The 18,586-nt window shown below is 30.0% G+C and carries 14 protein-coding genes; 10 read left to right on the top strand and 4 right to left on the bottom strand.

Annotated features, from left to right (window positions below):
* Positions 1-22: 22 nt before the first annotated feature.
* The 4 genes from Q0881_RS03070 to Q0881_RS03055 form a co-directional block, all read right to left on the bottom strand.
* A complete protein-coding gene (locus tag Q0881_RS03070) occupies positions 23-1,345 on the bottom strand; it encodes a hypothetical protein (RefSeq protein WP_299156862.1) in 1,323 nt (440 codons plus the stop codon).
* Between the two features lie 5 nt (positions 1,346-1,350).
* Positions 1,351-3,063, bottom strand: coding sequence for a hypothetical protein (locus Q0881_RS03065; protein ID WP_299156861.1), 1,713 nt, complete (start codon positions 3,061-3,063; stop codon positions 1,351-1,353).
* A gap of 5 nt (positions 3,064-3,068) precedes the next feature.
* The gene (locus Q0881_RS03060; protein WP_299156860.1) at positions 3,069-3,695 is read right to left on the bottom strand and encodes a hypothetical protein; all 627 of its coding nucleotides are present in this window, start codon (positions 3,693-3,695) and stop codon (positions 3,069-3,071) included.
* Between the two features lie 109 nt (positions 3,696-3,804).
* Positions 3,805-4,491 (bottom strand): NRDE family protein, encoded by a 687-nt coding sequence (locus tag Q0881_RS03055; RefSeq protein ID WP_299156858.1) that lies wholly within the window; start codon positions 4,489-4,491, stop codon positions 3,805-3,807.
* 195 nt (positions 4,492-4,686) lie between these two features.
* Here Q0881_RS03055 and pruA point away from each other — a divergent pair, with 195 nt between their 5' ends.
* From pruA to Q0881_RS03005, 10 genes are all read left to right on the top strand, one after another.
* The gene (gene pruA, locus Q0881_RS03050; protein WP_299156856.1) at positions 4,687-6,312 is read left to right on the top strand and encodes an L-glutamate gamma-semialdehyde dehydrogenase; all 1,626 of its coding nucleotides are present in this window, start codon (positions 4,687-4,689) and stop codon (positions 6,310-6,312) included.
* 154 nt (positions 6,313-6,466) lie between these two features.
* Positions 6,467-9,316 (top strand): pitrilysin family protein, encoded by a 2,850-nt coding sequence (locus Q0881_RS03045; RefSeq protein WP_299156854.1) that lies wholly within the window; start codon positions 6,467-6,469, stop codon positions 9,314-9,316.
* A gap of 260 nt (positions 9,317-9,576) precedes the next feature.
* Positions 9,577-10,734, top strand: coding sequence for an alpha/beta hydrolase-fold protein (locus tag Q0881_RS03040; RefSeq protein WP_299156852.1), 1,158 nt, complete (start codon positions 9,577-9,579; stop codon positions 10,732-10,734).
* A gap of 460 nt (positions 10,735-11,194) precedes the next feature.
* Positions 11,195-12,016, top strand: coding sequence for an alpha/beta hydrolase-fold protein (locus Q0881_RS03035; RefSeq protein ID WP_299156846.1), 822 nt, complete (start codon positions 11,195-11,197; stop codon positions 12,014-12,016).
* A 219-nt stretch (positions 12,017-12,235) separates the two neighbouring features.
* Complete coding sequence (locus Q0881_RS03030; RefSeq protein ID WP_299156844.1) at positions 12,236-13,120, top strand: hypothetical protein; 885 nt, start codon at positions 12,236-12,238, stop codon at positions 13,118-13,120.
* Positions 13,121-13,242: 122 nt separating this feature from the next.
* Positions 13,243-13,974, top strand: a complete 732-nt coding sequence (locus tag Q0881_RS03025; protein ID WP_299156842.1) for a hypothetical protein — start codon at positions 13,243-13,245, stop codon at positions 13,972-13,974.
* A 269-nt stretch (positions 13,975-14,243) separates the two neighbouring features.
* On the top strand, positions 14,244-15,125 hold the full coding sequence (locus tag Q0881_RS03020; protein ID WP_299156840.1) for an energy transducer TonB: 882 nt from the start codon (positions 14,244-14,246) through the stop codon (positions 15,123-15,125).
* A 234-nt stretch (positions 15,126-15,359) separates the two neighbouring features.
* Positions 15,360-16,031 (top strand): hypothetical protein, encoded by a 672-nt coding sequence (locus Q0881_RS03015; RefSeq protein ID WP_299156838.1) that lies wholly within the window; start codon positions 15,360-15,362, stop codon positions 16,029-16,031.
* A 37-nt stretch (positions 16,032-16,068) separates the two neighbouring features.
* Entirely contained in the window at positions 16,069-16,560 is a 492-nt protein-coding gene (locus Q0881_RS03010; RefSeq protein ID WP_299156836.1) for a hypothetical protein, read from the top strand.
* A gap of 709 nt (positions 16,561-17,269) precedes the next feature.
* Entirely contained in the window at positions 17,270-18,541 is a 1,272-nt protein-coding gene (locus Q0881_RS03005) for a Shedu immune nuclease family protein (RefSeq protein WP_299156831.1), read from the top strand.
* Positions 18,542-18,586 lie beyond the last annotated feature (45 nt).

Below are 18,586 nucleotides of genomic sequence, written 5' to 3'. Positions count from 1 at the left end.
TTAATAAATACAACAAATTTCGTTATTCTAATACTTTAGATATTGCTTTTAATGAAGTACTTTTTAAATCAATAACAACCTTAATTTCGTTGTTTTGGGTTATTGCTGCTCTAACTTTTTGTATTTGTTCTAAATATTTATTTGCAACTGAATAAAAGCCTCTATTTTTCCCTGAATACTTTTCTACATTAAAAAAAAATGAAAACTTATTACTTCCTCTTTCTTTAAAACCATCATTAGCTGCTGAATATAAAACAACTTCTTTCTCCCCCTTACTTGCATACGTTTTAAACAATGGATTTATAACAGCTATATTTTCTCCTTCAACATCTTGGATGCTTTTTTTCGAATACAAATAATCAAAAAATGTACTGCCTCCAATTCTAAAATTGATATTAGGGATTATCTTTACATCGATCGATTTTTTTTCTATCTTATTAAAATCATCATCGTATTCATATGTAGTAATTGTATCCGTTTTATTTTCAAAAGACTTAATACTAAAATCTAACTCTCCATTCCAATAATTATTGATGGAGTCTAAAGATAAATTTGTTAACTTTTTAAACTTATCTTTTTGTCTTTTCTTTATAAAACCAGATGCAAATTCCTGATTAACCCTCCCTGAAACTAATGCTAAAACCTGTTCATTTTCAACAGCTTCATAAGGCAAAAAAAGGTTATTACTTAGTTCCCCTTCTATTAGTATTTTCTGACTCTGTTTTTTCAGTTCAAAAAAGCCATTGTTTTTAACATACATGGCAATAAGCCCTTTGTTGTTTTTTAATTTCAACAAGTCCTTATTACTTTCTTTTAAGTAACTTCCTTCCTTAAAAATCGTGTCAATTATCAATTCTGTTTTAGTTATATCATTATAACTAAACATCATTTTAAGTTCATCTCCTTTTACAAAATAATTAAACTTCTTATAAGCAAAATACGCTACATTTTCTTTATTTTTTTTAACAACTCCCTCTTGTTTAAAGAATTTAAATAATTTTTCTTTATTTTTTATTTTGAGCACACTGCTTATCCAAGTGTTTTTTAAATTTTTAGAATTAGTGTAAAAAAATATATTCTTAGGTATTTCTACTTGATTAATTAAAGAGATTGTTTTTTTTGACTCTGACGATGTTGTTTTTTTAAAATCAAAATATGATAAAGGGTGTTTTAAAACATCCTTTATCATAGTATACTCAACTTCACGTAAATTAATTCTAATAACTGAATCTGCAGAAGCTGGTATTGTATTTATAATATTTACAGTTGGATTATACCGAAAATATCCAACTGTAAATACCATACCTAGTATAATTAAGATAAGATATACTATCTTTTTTTTCATCAGTCTTATTTAGTCATATCATTAATTAACCTAAATACTAATTTTAATGTATTTTCTTCTTTTCCTTTTGTATTTAATTTTAGTTCAGAAGATATTTTAGCTCCTTTCATTTTTGAAACTCTAAAATGAATATTGGTTAAGTGTTCATTTGAAAAACGAATCATTTTATCTTCTTTTTTACCAAACCATCCTGCAGGCACACTATTAATTAACCCATTAATATCTGCAAACATTACAGTAGCGTTATTTTTAATTAACTTACTATGTTTATTTGATTTAAACTTAACTCTTCCTCTCTCAATATTTAAAGCGTTACCTTTAGAAGTTGTAAAATATAAAACCTCATTTTTAACTACTGCATAAATTTTAAATGGTAATTTCGCTTTTTTCACAACTAGTTCATAAACATTATTCGTTGCTTTTACAGCTTTATACTTTTCTCCTAACTTAAATATTTTTGTTAGTAATTCTTTCTCTTCAGATCCAATCATTATTGTAAAGTCAGGAACTAATGTTTCTCTTGTTTTAGTTACTTCTTTACGCTTATAATCATCGTCATACTCATAAGTTGTATACTCAACTTCTTTTTCCGCAAACTTATTCAATACAAAAAGAGCATCTCCAGTTACTAATTTAGCTATTGCTTTTTCATCTATTATTAATGATAACATATCACCAATAATATCAAATTCTTGTTTAAACTTTGGTAAAATACCTCCATATAATTTGTTCATCATTTCTGGATATTGCACAAGTAATTCTTCTGTACTCATAGACATACTACAAAAAGCTAAGGCCTTATCATGATCAAAACCATTTACAATAGCACTATTCATTCTTTTATTATAAATCTTTTTAAATGACTTTTTCATATAGTCACTAACTGTCATTTCTAATAAAACTCGAGCGTCTGATTTCTCAAAAAATAAATTTGCTGTTACTTCTTCTACTCCATAAATATTTTTCCCTTTCTGAGGCATTAAATACGACATCGTTGAACGCATTTTTCTTCCAAAAGATTCTATAAAACTAGACATTAGCATCCCATAATTACGAACCCAAAGTGTAGCTGAAGCATTTTTCTTTTTCCCTTTCTGGAATTTTTTATTCGTAGCTATTGAATTTGATAAATTATTATTTAGAACATGTAATGCTTCTTTTTTAATCCAAGATTTTACAACTCTCTTTTTAAAAGAATAACTAGACTCCTTCTCTCCTTTTAACTTATCAAAACGATCTTTATGCTCTTTAAAATAGCTATAAGATTTACTTCCATTAACAACAACAAGCATCGTGTTATTCCAAATTGTTAAACTACCATACCCTTCTATGTAATTATAACCATTTTCTCTTTTAATCTTTTTCTTTTTTCGCTCTTTCAGTGTAGATTCATACAGTGTTCTGTCATTTAATTCAACTAAAACAGTATGGTATGATATACTATCGGTTTTCTTAAAAAAGTAATATGAATTCGATTCAATATCAATTCCCATGTTACTTACCGAAGTAACTTTGTTTTTTTTATTTGTTCCTCTCAACACTCCTTTTCCGATAAAGCTGTTATCTATATCAGAAATATCAATTAAACTAAATAAATTATCTGCATTTGCTGCAATAACAACATCTACATTATTAGGTATTTTACTTTCTAGTTTTTGTGCTTGTAAAACAATACATGTATTCACCAATAGTATTGCTGCAATAATTTTTCTCATCATAATTTTTAATTCTGTAGTTGTATTCTATTTTTTATTGTTTGGTTGTTTGTTATTATATCCTGAGCCTTCACTCGTAACATAACGGCTTTTTTACTTTTTGATATTCTTGCTAATTTATTTTCACATGATTTTACGAAGTCCTGAAAACGATATACCCCAGTATAAGTAGCCGTTTCAAAAACCTTTCTGTCTTTCATTTTTGTATTTTGAAATTCTCTTCCAATATTAAAATGATGGCTACGAACAAATGTTTTATTCGTTTTATTATAAGTAAAATGTTTTCGGTTCTTTATCGCTTGGCCCTGCTTTTTAGAACTAAAAGCTATTAATACAGAATTAAGAGCATCCACAGTATCAAAATCACAAGAAATAGCAACGATGTATTCATCTAAATTCAACGTACTATTTACATTATGAATTCCTTTGGTTTTTTTTATTTTCTTAACTACCTCAGCTATCTTTTTTTGAATTGTATTTTTTGAAGGAACTCTATATCCATTAATACTATCTAGCAATAGTATAGAGGTTATTTTTGTTTTGTTTTTACTTAAGTTTAAAGTCAATGTAGCACTACCCGATCCGTCTTTATTAAAACTTATTTCTTCAACAAATTCAAAACAACTTGTAAACAATAAAAGAATAATTGAGCACAAAATAAGCAACTGCCTTTTACACATAGTTTTTTTCGCAAAAATACTAAAAACTCTTATTTCACAGTCAATATTTAATAGTGATTTTACGCTATTTTATAACTTCAACCGGGTAGTAATCCATTGTTATAATATCTCGCTCTTTTTTTACAGAAGTAGTACTTACAGTTTCAACATTTGAACGTTTCATTTTTAATGAAATTTCAGAACTACCTTTAGTTTCATCCTGATGAAAAGCAACAATTTCTGTTTGAGAAAACTCGCTATTTTCTTGAAGCCAATCTGCAAACCACTCGCGTCGTAATTGTTTTATTTCTTCATTATATAAAGTTGATGATGACCAAATTTTAGGTTCATTTTTCAATTCTACAAAATGCTTTTGTACACCGTCCCATATTAGTTCGTAAGCCTTTAAAGTATTTTTCCAATCTACCAAGATTATAGTGAAAGGTTCAATGCCATTGAAATCAAAATTGCGTATAATTTCAACTGGATTACTCACTTTTAGTAATTCTTTTACAATTACCCCTCTACTCATTTTATAGAAAGTTTCTCTTACATGTTTTGTAAAACCTCCATTCAACAAACAAATTAGTCTATCTTTTTCAGACAAACCAATCCAAGTACCTCCAGCCAATGCATCTTTTGGATATCGTAACTTCACCCCTTCTTCATTGTATTCTTTGGGTGGTATTGTTCTTCGTTTAGGATCTTCATCTCTATTAGATGTTAATATAAAATCATTATTTCCTAAAGGTAAATAAGTTACCGTGCACATATAGTATCTCTTTTGGTAAATTAAGACATAAAAACTACTTAGTTATTACTAAAAATAAGTGTTAACTTTGTACCTCAAAACAATCCTAGATTGTTTGATTATGTAAACAACTTAATCTCTGCAAATTAATAGTATTAGATTTTGTTTTTGCTTTTTCAAGAAAAATATTTTTAAACATACAAACAACATAATAAAATGGCAAGAGGATTTTTTAATGTTCCTAAAGCAGTAAACGAACCTGTAAAAGGATACGCTCCTGGCTCTCCTGAAAGAGAAGAATTATTGGCAACTTACAAATCAATGTTCAATAGTAATATTGATGTACCAATGCATATTAATGGTGAAGAAGTTAGAACTGGAAACACTAAAAATATTACACCTCCACATGATCATAAACATGTAGTTGGTCAATACCACACAGCAGATAAATCTCATGTAGATGCTGCTATTTCAACAGCTTTAGCTGCAAGAGAAGCATGGTCTAGTGTTAGCTGGATGGAACGTGCTTCTATATTTTTAAAAGCTGCTGAATTGTTAGCGGGTCCATATAGAGCAAAAATGAATGCTGCTACAATGATCGCTCAATCTAAAAATGTACACCAAGCTGAAATTGATGCTGCTTGTGAAATGATTGATTTCTTCCGTTTTAACGTAGAATTCATGATTGACATCTTTAAAGAGCAACCAGATTCTGCACCTGGAATATGGAACAGAGTTGAATACAGACCTTTAGAAGGATTCGTATATGCAATTACTCCATTTAACTTTACATCTATTGCTGCTAACTTACCTGCAGCTGCTGCTTTAATGGGGAATGTTGTTGTTTGGAAACCTTCTGATCATCAAGCATACTCTGCACAAGTAATTGTAGACTTATTTAAAGAAGCTGGTTTACCTGACGGAGTAATTAACGTTGTATATGGTGATCCTGTTATGATTACTGATACTGTATTAGCTTCTCCAGATTTCTCTGGATTACACTTTACAGGTTCTACACATGTTTTCAAACATTTATGGAAACAAATAGGAAACAACATAGATACGTATAAAACATATCCAAGAATTGTTGGAGAAACTGGTGGTAAAGATTTTATCTGGGCGCACAATTCTTCAAACCCTTTACAAGTTGCTACAGCAATTACGAGAGGTTCTTTTGAATACCAAGGTCAAAAATGTTCTGCAGCTTCACGTTCTTACATTCCTGCTTCTATTTGGGAAGAGGTTAAAGGTCATTTAGTTGCGCAAGCTGCTGAATTAAAAATGGGTTCTCCAGAAGATCCATCTAACTTTATAAATGCTGTAATTCACGAAGGTTCTTTTGACAAAATTGCTAAATATATTGATGCAGCCAAAGCGGATGCCGATGCTGAAGTAATTATTGGTGGTGGTCACGACAAATCTGTTGGATACTTTATTGAGCCTACAGTAATCGTTAGTAACTCACCTAAGTATGCAACTATGTGTACTGAGTTATTTGGCCCTGTAATGACTATTTACGTATATGAAGATGCTGAATGGGAAGCTTCATTAAAACTAGTTGATGAATCTACAGAATATGCCTTAACAGGAGCAATTTTCTCTACAGATAGATACATTGTTGAAAAAGCCTCTAAAGCATTAGAAAATGCAGCAGGAAACTTCTACATTAACGATAAGCCAACAGGTGCCGTAGTAGGACAACAACCATTTGGAGGCGCTAGAGCTTCTGGAACAAATGATAAAGCTGGTTCTCCTCAAAACTTATTACGTTGGACATCTGCTCGTTTAATTAAAGAAACATTTGTAACACCAACAGATTATAAATACCCTTTCTTAGGATAGGTTTATAATCTTTTAAATTATAATAAAAAGCAATCTCATTTGAGGTTGCTTTTTTAGTTTGTTAAAAACCCTAGCATTTCTTTAACAGTATGCGGTTTTCTCTTTTTGTATATTTATCCACACATAAAAACATTACTACCAAACAATTAAAATAATGATTAAAAACTTTCTATTCATTGTCTTTGCTATTTCTATAGCTTCCTGTAAAACAGATGACAAAAAAGTTGATAAAAGCGAAGCTAAAACATCCTTAAATGTTCCTTTTGAAAAATTCGAATTAAAAAACGGATTACAAGTTATATTTCATATCGATAAATCTGATCCTGTAGTTGCTGTCGAATTAATGGCACATGTTGGTTCTGCTAGAGAAATTGAAGGAAGAACTGGTTTTGCGCATTTATTCGAACATTTATTATTCTTAGAATCAGAAAACTTAGGAAAAGGAGGCTTAGATAAAATGAGTGCTCGAATTGGTGGTTCTGGCGCTAATGGATCAACCTCTAGAGACAGAACAAATTATTTACAAACGGTACCAAATGATGCTTTAGAAAAAATGATTTGGGCAGAGGCAGATAAATTAGGTTGGTTTATAAATACGGTAACCGATCCTGTTTTAGCAAAAGAAAAAGAAGTTGTAAAAAACGAAAAAAGACAACGAGTAGACAACGCTCCTTACGGTTTTAATCAACAAATTATCGATCGAAACTTATACCCAAAAGATCATCCATATAACTGGCAAGTAATAGGTTCTTTAGAACATTTACAGAATGCCACTTTAAATGATGTAAAAACATTCTTTAAAAAATGGTACGTTCCAAATAATGCAACCTTGGTTTTATCAGGAGATTTTGACCCAACAGAAGCAAAAGAATGGGTACATAAATATTTTGATGAAATTCCGAGAGGAGAAAAAATTACCCCTTTAGAAAAAAGGTCTGGAATTGTAAATGAATCTAAATTTTTATACTTTGAAGATAATTTTGCTAGATTGCCTATGTTAACAATAGCTTGGCCTACGGTAGAATTATACCATAAAGATTCTTATGCTTTAGATATCTTAACCGAATATTTATCACAAGGAAAAAAAGCTCCTTTAAATAAAGTTTTAGTTGATGATTTAAAACTTACTGCTTCTACTGGTATGTGGAACTGGTCTTCTGAATTAGCTGGTCAAACTCAGTTAGGTATTCGTGGATTTAAAGATGTTGACTTAAATGAAATCAATAATGGAATACATAAAGCTTTTGAGAACTTCGAAAAAGAAGGTATTTCTGGCAAAGATTTAAACAGAATTAAAGCAGGTTTAGAAACTCAATTTTACAATAGTTTAGCTAGCGTAATTGGTAAAGGAACAAGTTTAGCTTCTTATAACACCTATGCAGGTGATCCTAATTTCATTAACAAAGAAATAGATCTTACGCTTGGCGTTACGAAAGAAGATGTAATGCGTGTTTATAACACGTACATTAAAGGTAAAAACTTTATTGCAACAAGTTTTGTTCCTAAAGGAATGGCGAATCTTGCTATTAAAGATTCTAAAGAAGCAATTATTAAAGAAGAGAAAATTGTTCTGGGAGCAGAAGCGAAATTCGACCCAAAAATTGCAGCTGAGTACACAAAAACTCCTTCAAAAATAAATCGTGCTGTAGAGCCTCCTTACGGAAAAGCTCCAACCTTAAATGTGCCAAATGTTTGGACTGATGAATTAGCAAACGGAATTAAGGTGTATGGTATTGAAAATAGTGAAGTTCCTTTAGTTCGTTTCAATTTAGTAATTGACGGTGGCCAGTTATTAGAGAAAATGGATAAGTTAGGCCTTGCGAATCTTACTGCTCGTTTAATGAATAGAGGTACAAAAAACAAAACCGTTGCGGAATTAGAAGAAGCTATACAAGAGCTAGGTGCTTCTATTAATATTTATGCTTCAAAAGAGCATATAACAATAAGCGGTAATTCACTAGCAAAAAACTATGCTAAAACATTAGCCTTAGTTGAAGAAATGTTATTAGAACCTCGTTGGGATGCAACTGAGTTTGAATTGATAAAAAAATCTGTAGTTGGTAATTTACGTCAGCAGGAAGCAAACCCTAATTCAATTACTCAAAATGTGTATAATGAATTAATTTACGGTAAAGATAATATTCATTCAAAAAACACTTTAGGTAGCATCTCTTCTATTGATAAAATTAATTTAGAAGATTTAAAGGCCTATTATACTAATTATATTTCTCCTTCAGTTGCTAAACTACATATTGTTGGAGACATTAATAAAGAGAAAGTAATCACGTCATTAAATAATTTAAATTCAAAATGGACTGCAAAAACAGTAACTATTCCTGTATTTAAAACTCCTGAAGCGCCAAGTAAACCTACAGTGTATTTTTATGATGTGCCTAAAGCAAAGCAGTCTGTACTAAGTTTTGGTGCCCCAGCTTTATCTGCAACCGATAAAGATTATTACTCGGCAACCGTAATGAATTACATTCTTGGTGGTGGTGGTTTTGCTTCTCAATTAATGCAAGAATTAAGAGAAGGAAAAGGATATACTTATGGTATTTACTCACAATTCTCAGGAACAAAAGCTGTTGGTCCTTTTACTATTGCTAGTCGAGTTAGATCTAACGTAACCTTAGAATCTGCTCAATTGATAAAGAAAATAGTTACAGACTATCCAGTTAATTATTCTGAGAAAGATTTAGCAACTACAAAAGGTTTCTTAATTAAAAGTAATGCGAGAGGTTTTGAAACCATGAGTGCTAAATTAAGGATGCTACAAAACATTAGTGAATACAATTTAAATGCTAACTATGTAAAGGATAGAGAGAAAATTGTAAACGAAATGACTGTTGAAAAAATTCAAGAATTAGCAAAAAAATATGCAAATCCTAATAAAATGATTTGGTTATTTGTTGGAGATGCAGAAACACAATTAGATCGCTTAAATGGATTAGGTTTTGGAAAACCTGTATTATTAAATAAAACAAAAGAAGAAATTAAGCCTTAAAAATAAATTCTTTTCATTTACTATAAAAGCAACCTCAAATGAGGTTGCTTTTATAATTTAAATCCTATCTTCTTTTTATTATTTAACAGGCTAAAAAACATATAAACAGCTCTTCTTTAGTTTAAAAAATAAAGCAATACAAATATCCCATAACCTTTAACATACAATTATCAATTACTGTTAAAATACTTGTAACATATTCTTAATAGTATAACAACTTAAAAAAGAGTCTTTTACTTTTGATTAAAACCAATAACAAAATGACTAAACTAATTACACCTTTTATTGCATTATTTTTTATAGCAAGCATACATGCTCAGCAGCAACCTACTTCAACTCCAATCAATCAAAACTTAGGAAAAGAATTTAAAATGCAATCTTCAATATTAAAAGAAGAACGTACTTTAATGATTCACACCCCAGAAGGATACGCTACTTCTAAAAAAAACTATCCTGTTGTTTATGTTTTAGATGGTAATAATCATTTTAATCACGCTACCAATGCTGCTACTCTTTTAAGTGAAAATCAAAGAATGCCAGAAAGCATTGTGGTTGCTATTCCGAATAACCAAGGAACACGTAGAAGAGATTTAGGGAACGGAAGAGACAATTTTAAAAAGTATATAAAAACAGAAGTAATTCCTTTTGTAAATAAAAATTACCGTACAACAGAACATAAAACAATATTTGGACACTCAATGGCTGGTGCATTTGTTTTAAATTATTTAGCTACAGAGCCTTCTCTATTTGAAAACTATATTGCAGCAAGCCCGGTTGTACAAATATTTAATTCTGAATTGTTAACTAAATTTCAAGAACTATTCAACAACAATAAGAACCTAGATCAATCGCTGTATTTTACAATAACGGATGCAACAGCAGAAGGACAACGTGCAACAGATGCTTTAAATAAACTTGTAACAATATTCAAAAAAGAAGCACCAAAAAGTTTGGATTGGAAATATGATTTTATAGAAAATCAAGTTCATATGACCACTCCTTATTTAACCATGTATAAAGGTTTTACGGAAGTTTTCAACGATTTTCAAGCCCCTAGGTATTCAAGTTATCAAAACTACAAAGATCGCGGAGGGATGGAAAAACTAAAATCACACTATACAAAAAGAGCAAAAAAATACAATACAGAGAATAAAATACCGGAGAACACAATGGCTCGTTTAGCAACTGTTTTACTAAATGATAAACAAGAAAAGAAAGCCATTAGTATTTTAAAGCAAGCTACAAAAGATTATCCAGAATCTATGAGAGCTTATAACCGCTTAGCTAGAGCATACGAAGAAACTAAAGAATTAAAAAAAGCAGAAGAAGCTTATAAAACTGCGCTCTCAATTGCAAACAAACAAGCATCTCCTAATTCTAATTATTTCAAAAAACAACTTAAAAGACTACAAGGGTAAATAAGCTACTCTTAAAAGTATATTTTAAAAGCAATCTCAATTGAGGTTGCTTTTTAGTTTGGTTTTATCCATAGAATACAGAAGCAAGGGATAATTACGCTCATCTAACAGAAACAATACAAAGATACCAACGAACTTCGCTTGGGATTTTAAAAATGTAACATAACTTATTTTTAATAAGGTTATGTTAAAATGATTAAAAAGGTGTTCGATAACTCATGATTGAAATAGTTAAAATTCACTTTTTAAGTATATTCGCTATATACTAACGTTGTGTACTGTTTGAGAAAGATATTATGAAAACTAAAATTATAAATCAACAATACTCTGGAGAATACAAGGGAGGGGTTTTCGATTTAAAAAATGGAATGAAAAAAGCAATGACTTACTGACCAAACACGAAATAATAGCGCCAAAAATAGGCGTAATCTAAAGTAATTAACTTAACGGTAAAACAAAAATGAAGCAATCTTATAAAAAAATATTCTTTCTTACAGTTCTTATTATTCTTGGAAATATTAATGTCATCTATTCACAAGAAGATAGGCTTATTCAAGATTCATTGTATTCCAACGTACTTAATGAGCAACGTAATATTAGGATAATTTTACCTAAAGAATATAAGCCAAATTCTAAAGAGACATATGACGTTATATATGTTCTTGATGGAAAAAGAGTTGCCGGAAAAATCTCGGCAATACATGATATGACTTCAGATTGGAAGAAAATACCCAGATGCATTATTGTAGGGGTAGATAATAAATATATAGATGGTGTAACACAACGCAATAGAGATTTATTGCCAACAAATTTAGAGCGTTCTCCTCTTTCAGGTAAAGCGGATAATTATATTAATTTTTTTAAAGAAGATTTAATTCCATACATCAATAAAAAGTACCCTACATCAAATCGCAAGACACTTTTTGGTCATTCACATGCAGGAACATTTTCCATGTACACATTATTAAAAGAACCAACGCTTTTTAACGCTTATATTTTAGCAGACCCCTCTTTATATTGGGATGATAAATATGTTACTAAACTAGCAGAAAAAAAACTATCGCTGATATCAAATATAGATATCTCACTGTTTATATCTGGACGTAAAGGAGAACGTTACATAGCTATGGGTACCAATGCAATGGATGCTGTTTTAGAAAAAAGCATATTAAAAGAAAACGGATGGAAAAGCGTGGCATACAAAAACGAAACCCATTTTACTATTATTTTAAAAACAGCTTATGATGGTTTAAAATTTGTTTATAGAGATTTTAAACAATAGCAAATAATATAAAATAACTTTAAAATCGCAGCGCTATTAAAAATTAATTTTGATTGAAAACTAAGGTTAACAAAATAATTCAAATGAATAATTTATCCTCACTTATAAATGACTCAAAATGGAAAAAGTTGATGAAACACTAAGACTTAATGAATATAAATAACGCCACACAACAAAATCATACACAAACACATTATCAAACATTTTAAAAATTTAATAATGAAAACTAATAGCTTTATAATTTCATTAATTTTTTCTGTACTTTTTTTGAGTAGCTGTAATACTTCAAAGCAAAATGATTTTCCTTCAATAAAAGACCGCTACTTTGAGCAAAAGTTACCTGATTTAATTCCTGAAGTTTTTGCACCAAGTATTGTTTCTGTGGAAGAATTTCAGAGTGGTATTTCATTTTCACCAAATATGAAAGAAATTTATTTCGTTAGGAGGGGCGGAAAATATGAAAAACGCACCAATCTTGTTATTCAATTTGAAAATAATGAATGGAAGAAAGAATCTGTAACAAATATAAGATATCCATCCTTCTCACCAGATGGTGATACTATTTTTAAAGGAAATAAATATAGGAAACGAACTAAATTAGGGTGGTCAGAGCCTAAAAGTATAGGTGACCAGTTTAAAGATATTCCTATTATGAGACTTTCTACTTCATCTATTGGAACACGCTATTTTGATGAGGCAACAGAGAAAGGTACCATTCGTTTTTCAAGGTTAATAGACGGAAAATATGAAGAACCACAAATAGCAAGTAAGGAAATTAACACAGGAAAATGGGTTGCCCATCCTTACATTGCCCCAGATGAATCTTATTTAATGTGGGATGCTGAGAGAAATGGTGGATATGGTGATAGCGATTTATATATTAGTTTTCGACAGAAAGATGGATCATGGGGAGCAGCAATTAACATGGGAAATAAGATAAATACGGTACATCAAGAAAATGGCGCTCAGGTAACACCTGATGGAAAATATTTATTTTTTTGGAGGGGATATGAGAAGTTTAGAGAAGATGGAAGTGCATATTGGGTTGGAAACCCTTATTGGCTAGATGTACAGATTATTGAAAATCTCAGACCAAAGAAGTAACTGATAAAATACTAATGCCAACAATGCATAAAAACACCTAAAATTCCGCTTAGCCAGATATATTAAGCAAATAACAGGAACAATGTTCCGCATATAAACAAGTTGTAAAACATTAAAAAAGAGTGAACAGAAAATATCATTTACCATTTTGTAAAATCTGTAAAAACAGAAAGAAATCATTAAAAGAGGGGGTAATTTGTAGTCTCACTGAAAAAATTGCTGATTTTGAAGAATATTGTACTGATTTTAAAACTGATAATCTTGAATTAGAAAAAATAAAAAATCATTTCGAATCAGTAGTAGAAAATAATTATTTAACAACAAAAGTGGACAGTTTTCTTAGCAAAAGAGTATTTGAAAAACCAGAAAAACTTCGCCACAGAAGATATTTATCTAAAGAGAAAACTCACGGTTTAGAGTTTAAAAAAGACAAAAATTATGACAAACAGCTCCTATTTATGTTTGGAGTAATAATTTTAATGCTATTATACGGAAATTATAAAAATGACTACACTTGGGATTTAAACTCTCCTAATATAATCGGAGTTTTAGTATTCCTTGTTATATCAATTTATTTCTTCTACAAAGCATTTTTTCACAAGTATGAAGCACTAATAATCATTGATAAAAATGGAATTCATCAAAAAGAAAGAACATTATATTGGAATAACATATTAGATTACGGAATTATAAGAGGTAAAGGGGATAATTCAATGGAGCAAAAAATAATGATAGGAACAATCTCTACTGGAATACAGAAAATTGACATTTCAGAGTTAAATGTCACACCTGAAGAATTTATAGAAATAATACAACTGAATAAAAAAACGTTTTACAACAAAGAACCGTGGTAAAAAACAAGTAAAACTCACGCCCCTTTCTCATAAAACAACTTATAATTTATCAACAACTAAAAAACAACCTCAATTGAGGTTGCTTTTTTTGTTTAACTCTCCTCACAACCAAATTCTTTTTTTATGCTACATTAGTATCCTTAAAAAATCAGCTACTATTTTTAGTTGCATAAAAACACCTAAAGCTCCGCTTAACTAGACACATTAAGTAAATAACAGAAACAATGTTCTGCATATAAACAAGTTACTCAACATTTTAAAAAAACACTATGAAATTAAAATTATTATTAGTTACAACATTTATTTTTTGCTTTTTAGCGAAAGCTCAAAACCTGAATGATGAAAACTTAATGGGAGAATGGAAAGCTATTAATGTTGATATTCCAAATTCTGGTATCGTTCAACAAAAAGAAGCTTTAAAAATGATTGAAAATGCCTTTTTAAATTCAAAATTCAATTTCAAGGGAAACAAAGTTTTTAGGATTAAGTTTGGAAAACTAACTGATGAAAGAATGAAAGAATTACTTTTTCTTGATAATAAAAATTGGATAATAAAAGAAAACCAAGTAATGATTGGAACAGAAAATGACGGGTTTTCTTTAATGCATATTACTGTTCAAAAATTAGAGGGTAAAACGTATTTCACACTTCCTATCATTCGATTAGAAATGAAAAAAATTAGTAGTAACAAACCGTCAAAGCCTAAAGTCATTGGGTTAAAATCAGAAAAAACGGAAAGTATTGATTACTCAAAAGCAGAAATAGTAACTAAAGAAATTGACGAATCTAAAATTATAGAATTCAACGAAGTTGAAGCCCCACCGTTAGCACCTGACTGTAAATCAAAATGGGACATCGAAAAAAGAAAAAAGTGCACAAACAAGTTTATTAAGAAACACATAATGAAAAAGTTTAATACTAACCTTGTAAATGATGTTGACCTTACGGGAAGAATAAAAATAATAATAGAATTTATAATTGATAAAAATGGGAAACCAATCAACATTCGCGCTACTGGTGGACCAGAAATCATGAACCAAAATGCAATTGAAGTTATCGGGCTATTACCAAAATTGAGCCCTGGAATGCAAGACGGAAAACCAATTAACGTTTCCTATAAAACGCCTCTAATATTCCAAGTTCACGACTAAAAAAAATTGAGTAACTCCATATAAAATTAATTGCTAATACAAGCCTACTCTCGAAAATCCTCCCTGGTTTTCCGCACTACCAGATTCTTTTTTTATGCGACATTAGTATCCTTAAAAAATTTAGTGGTTATTTTGTTATTGTATAAAACACCTAAAGTTCCGGCCTAGCCAGATATATTAGGCAAATAACAGGAACCATGTTCCATTTATAAACAAGTTGTAACCAATTAAAAAATGAACCTATTCAATCGACATAAAACTAAATTCGAAATTGACATTCCTAATAGAATACAACAAGAATGGTTTGCAAATAAAGTAAGGTTTGTTGGTACAAAAGATGAATTATTTCCTTTTATAAAAGAATTTAGACGATTATCTGAATTAGATAACGGAGATAAAGTAAAGCTTGGAAAGTTGACATTAAAAGTGTCAGATTACATAACAGAAGATAGAAATAAGAATAATTGGATTGAATTACCAAATCACGCTTGGAATATAATGTCAAGTAAATTCTACGATACTTGGGAAGGTTTTGATGAAAACCCATTTGATTTTAATGATTGTGGTTATACTGATGAAAATCCTTTTGATATTGGAATTAGAATCGTTGACCTTCCATTAACTGACCAGAAACTGTTAGAGCTTCCTCACGTAATACTATACAAATCTGATTGGGAAGAACTTTATTTATTAATAGAAGGTACAGAATTGTTTAACTTTATTAACGATACTTTAAATGAAAAAACAGAAATTGAAAGCCTTAATCACGAACAGAGTATTTTAGAAGGGGAAAATCATTATAGAATCAATTTTAAACATAAAGACAAACAAGAGTTGATTAAAGCATTAAATGATTTAAATAGAGACGAATTAGTTAGAATTTGCAACCTAAACAATAAAGAATAACTGGCTACAACACTGTATACAATTAAAACAAAGTTGCATGATAATAGAAGGAACTAACGGACAAAAATTAACATTTTCCTTAATTTTCATAAAAAAACCTAAAGTTTGCGAACAGACAGGATTCGTCTATACTGAAAAACCAAAATTAATAAATTTACCTTTACATCTCGGAATTGACAATTCCGTTTGGCACACAAGTATTTTGATTTCAGAAATCAAAGAATTAATTCAGTGGTTTAAAAATCTTTTATTAAATAAGATTCCAAATAAACAGGTTTTAACAAACGAAAGGCAATTACAATTTGATTTACTTGAGAATAATCCGGAATTTAAAAGAATTAGAATAACTCATGATACTAGTATTCCAATACTCGAAAATGGAGCTTATTCCCTCGCTTCAGGTCTAAAATATGAAGATGTATTCAAAAAATCGTTTATAGAGTTTGAAATGGGCGAAATCGAATTGAAAAGAATTATTGAAGAATTAACAAGTGAATTCAAAAATGCAAATAGGGTAGTTTGGAAATAATAATGATTAAGCCAGTATGCAACAAAATGTATAATTAATTGCTAATCTCAATCCAACATAGAAAACACTCACTAAAACTAATACCAATAATTTTTAGTTGCATTTGATAAAAAGCCACAACTAACCATATACAAACATGTTACAAAACAACAAAAAGCAACCTCAACTAAGGTTGCTTTTTTGTTTGGTTATATCCATAAAATTACGCTCATCTAACAAAAATAAAACAAAACCATCAGCGAACTTCGCTGACACAATAAATATAAAACGAAACCATCAGCGAACTCCGCTGACACAATAAATATAGAACAAAACCTCCAGCGAGCTTCGCTGACGAAATAAATACAGAACGAAACCATCAGCGAACTTCGCTGACGCAATAAATATAGAACGAAACCACCAGCGAGCTTCGCTGAAGGAAAAAACTAAGAAAACTACATTTTTTTAGCCTATTACGCCCCTTTTAACACCCACTAAGTGATTACCCCTATATAAAAATAGGGAAAAACCTTACTTATAGTACGGTTTTCCGTAGAAACAGCTTCTTTTTTTATATTACATTCGAATGCTCAAAAATTTAGTAACTATTTTGAGTTGTATAAAAACACCTAAAAGTTCCGCTTAGCCGGACATATTAGGTTAATAACTGGAACAATGTTCCGCGTATAAACAAGTTGTGCGTCATTTGACCAAAGAACACCTAAAAACTATGTCAGAAGAATTTAAAGGAGAAAAAATAGAAAAAGAATTAGTTTCAAAACAGGTTTGGTATTACTATGATACGGAAGCTGGTATAAAGCAAATCTCTAAGGAATTATTTAAAAAAACTGACAAAGTAATTCATTATCCAAGAGGGTTTGAAGGTGGAGAAAAATATAAGTTTATCAAAAAGTTTACTTACTTAGGTTTTGGAGATAAATTACCAATTGGAGTTGTAAAGGCTGTGTCATATGGTTGGGGTTTTACTAAAACTTTAAATCCTTTTACTTATTTTATTGACGAAACTTATGAAGTCAAGGAAGTAATTATAGAAAAAAAAGGAAAAACAGAATTAGATGTAGCAAACAAAGTACTTTACCTTAATGAGACAAGTCTACAAGAACTTCAAGATGCATTTAGTGCAATTTATAAGAAAAATCGTTCTGAAGTAGATTTTGTTTTACAATTGACTTTAAATAGCCTTTTTCCAAAGGTAATTGACAAACCTGAAAAGACATATATTGCAAATGCTCTTGCTTCATCATTGTCAAGTTGGGGAAATTCAATTGACGAATTTTCAGATGGAGATAAAAAAGCAATACAAGATTTATTCGACAAACTATCAATAGGCACAGATTTTTTAAGCAAAGAATCTTTAGCAAAAACAAAGGAAATTGTTGATAGTAAGTTTATTCAAAAAACAATAGAGCGATTTAATGAATTGTTTTCTTTAGTTACAGATGGGGAAAGTCTTGAAAAACATTGGCAAATATTTCTTCAAGAAAACAGTTGGGTATTTTCATCAATTTTCGCTCAACCAATAATCTTATATCAAAGAGAGGCATATGTAGGTGGAAAAAGTCTAGACAACAAGAATGGAAAGATGAACGACTTTTTGATAAAAAATAGTCTTAGCGACAACGTTTCATTTTTAGAGATAAAGACGCATAAAACAAAACTTGTTGAGAACAGTTCCTATCGAGGAGAAGACGTTTATAGTATTTCAAAGGACCTTTCCGGTTCAACTGCTCAAGTTTTGAATCAAAGAGATAATTTTCAAAAAGAATTTTATGCATTGAAAGCAAAAAGTAGAAAAAACGGAAACTTTGAAACCTTTAATTCTAAATGCATTGTACTAATTGGAAACTTAGCTGACTTAGATGAAGACCAGAGATATTCATTTGAATTATCAAGAAGTAACAGTAAAGATGTTGAAATAATAACCTTTGATGAATTAAAAGCGAAGATTGAAAGTTTTCAAGAATTGCTTAATGAAGAATAAAAACGAACGCACAACAATGGCTATAAATAATTGCTTGTTCTCGCT

Source organism: uncultured Tenacibaculum sp., from assembly GCF_947494125.1.
Taxonomy (GTDB): Bacteria; Bacteroidota; Bacteroidia; order Flavobacteriales; family Flavobacteriaceae; genus Polaribacter.
This window is presented reverse-complemented; position numbering and strand designations above follow the sequence as displayed.

What these genes read in the sequence shown, in the direction of transcription:
- Q0881_RS03070 (WP_299156862.1), bottom strand. Translation starts at nt 1,345, where the DNA reads ATGAAAAAAAAGATAGTATATCTTATCTTAATTATACTAGGTATGGTA.
- Q0881_RS03065 (WP_299156861.1), bottom strand. Translation starts at nt 3,063, where the DNA reads ATGATGAGAAAAATTATTGCAGCAATACTATTGGTGAATACATGTATT.
- Q0881_RS03055 (WP_299156858.1), bottom strand. Translation starts at nt 4,491, where the DNA reads ATGTGCACGGTAACTTATTTACCTTTAGGAAATAATGATTTTATATTA.
- pruA (WP_299156856.1), top strand. Translation starts at nt 4,687, where the DNA reads ATGGCAAGAGGATTTTTTAATGTTCCTAAAGCAGTAAACGAACCTGTA.
- Q0881_RS03045 (WP_299156854.1), top strand. Translation starts at nt 6,467, where the DNA reads ATGATTAAAAACTTTCTATTCATTGTCTTTGCTATTTCTATAGCTTCC.
- Q0881_RS03040 (WP_299156852.1), top strand. Translation starts at nt 9,577, where the DNA reads ATGACTAAACTAATTACACCTTTTATTGCATTATTTTTTATAGCAAGC.
- Q0881_RS03035 (WP_299156846.1), top strand. Translation starts at nt 11,195, where the DNA reads ATGAAGCAATCTTATAAAAAAATATTCTTTCTTACAGTTCTTATTATT.
- Q0881_RS03030 (WP_299156844.1), top strand. Translation starts at nt 12,236, where the DNA reads ATGAAAACTAATAGCTTTATAATTTCATTAATTTTTTCTGTACTTTTT.
- Q0881_RS03020 (WP_299156840.1), top strand. Translation starts at nt 14,244, where the DNA reads ATGAAATTAAAATTATTATTAGTTACAACATTTATTTTTTGCTTTTTA.
- Q0881_RS03015 (WP_299156838.1), top strand. Translation starts at nt 15,360, where the DNA reads ATGAACCTATTCAATCGACATAAAACTAAATTCGAAATTGACATTCCT.
- Q0881_RS03010 (WP_299156836.1), top strand. Translation starts at nt 16,069, where the DNA reads ATGATAATAGAAGGAACTAACGGACAAAAATTAACATTTTCCTTAATT.
- Q0881_RS03005 (WP_299156831.1), top strand. Translation starts at nt 17,270, where the DNA reads ATGTCAGAAGAATTTAAAGGAGAAAAAATAGAAAAAGAATTAGTTTCA.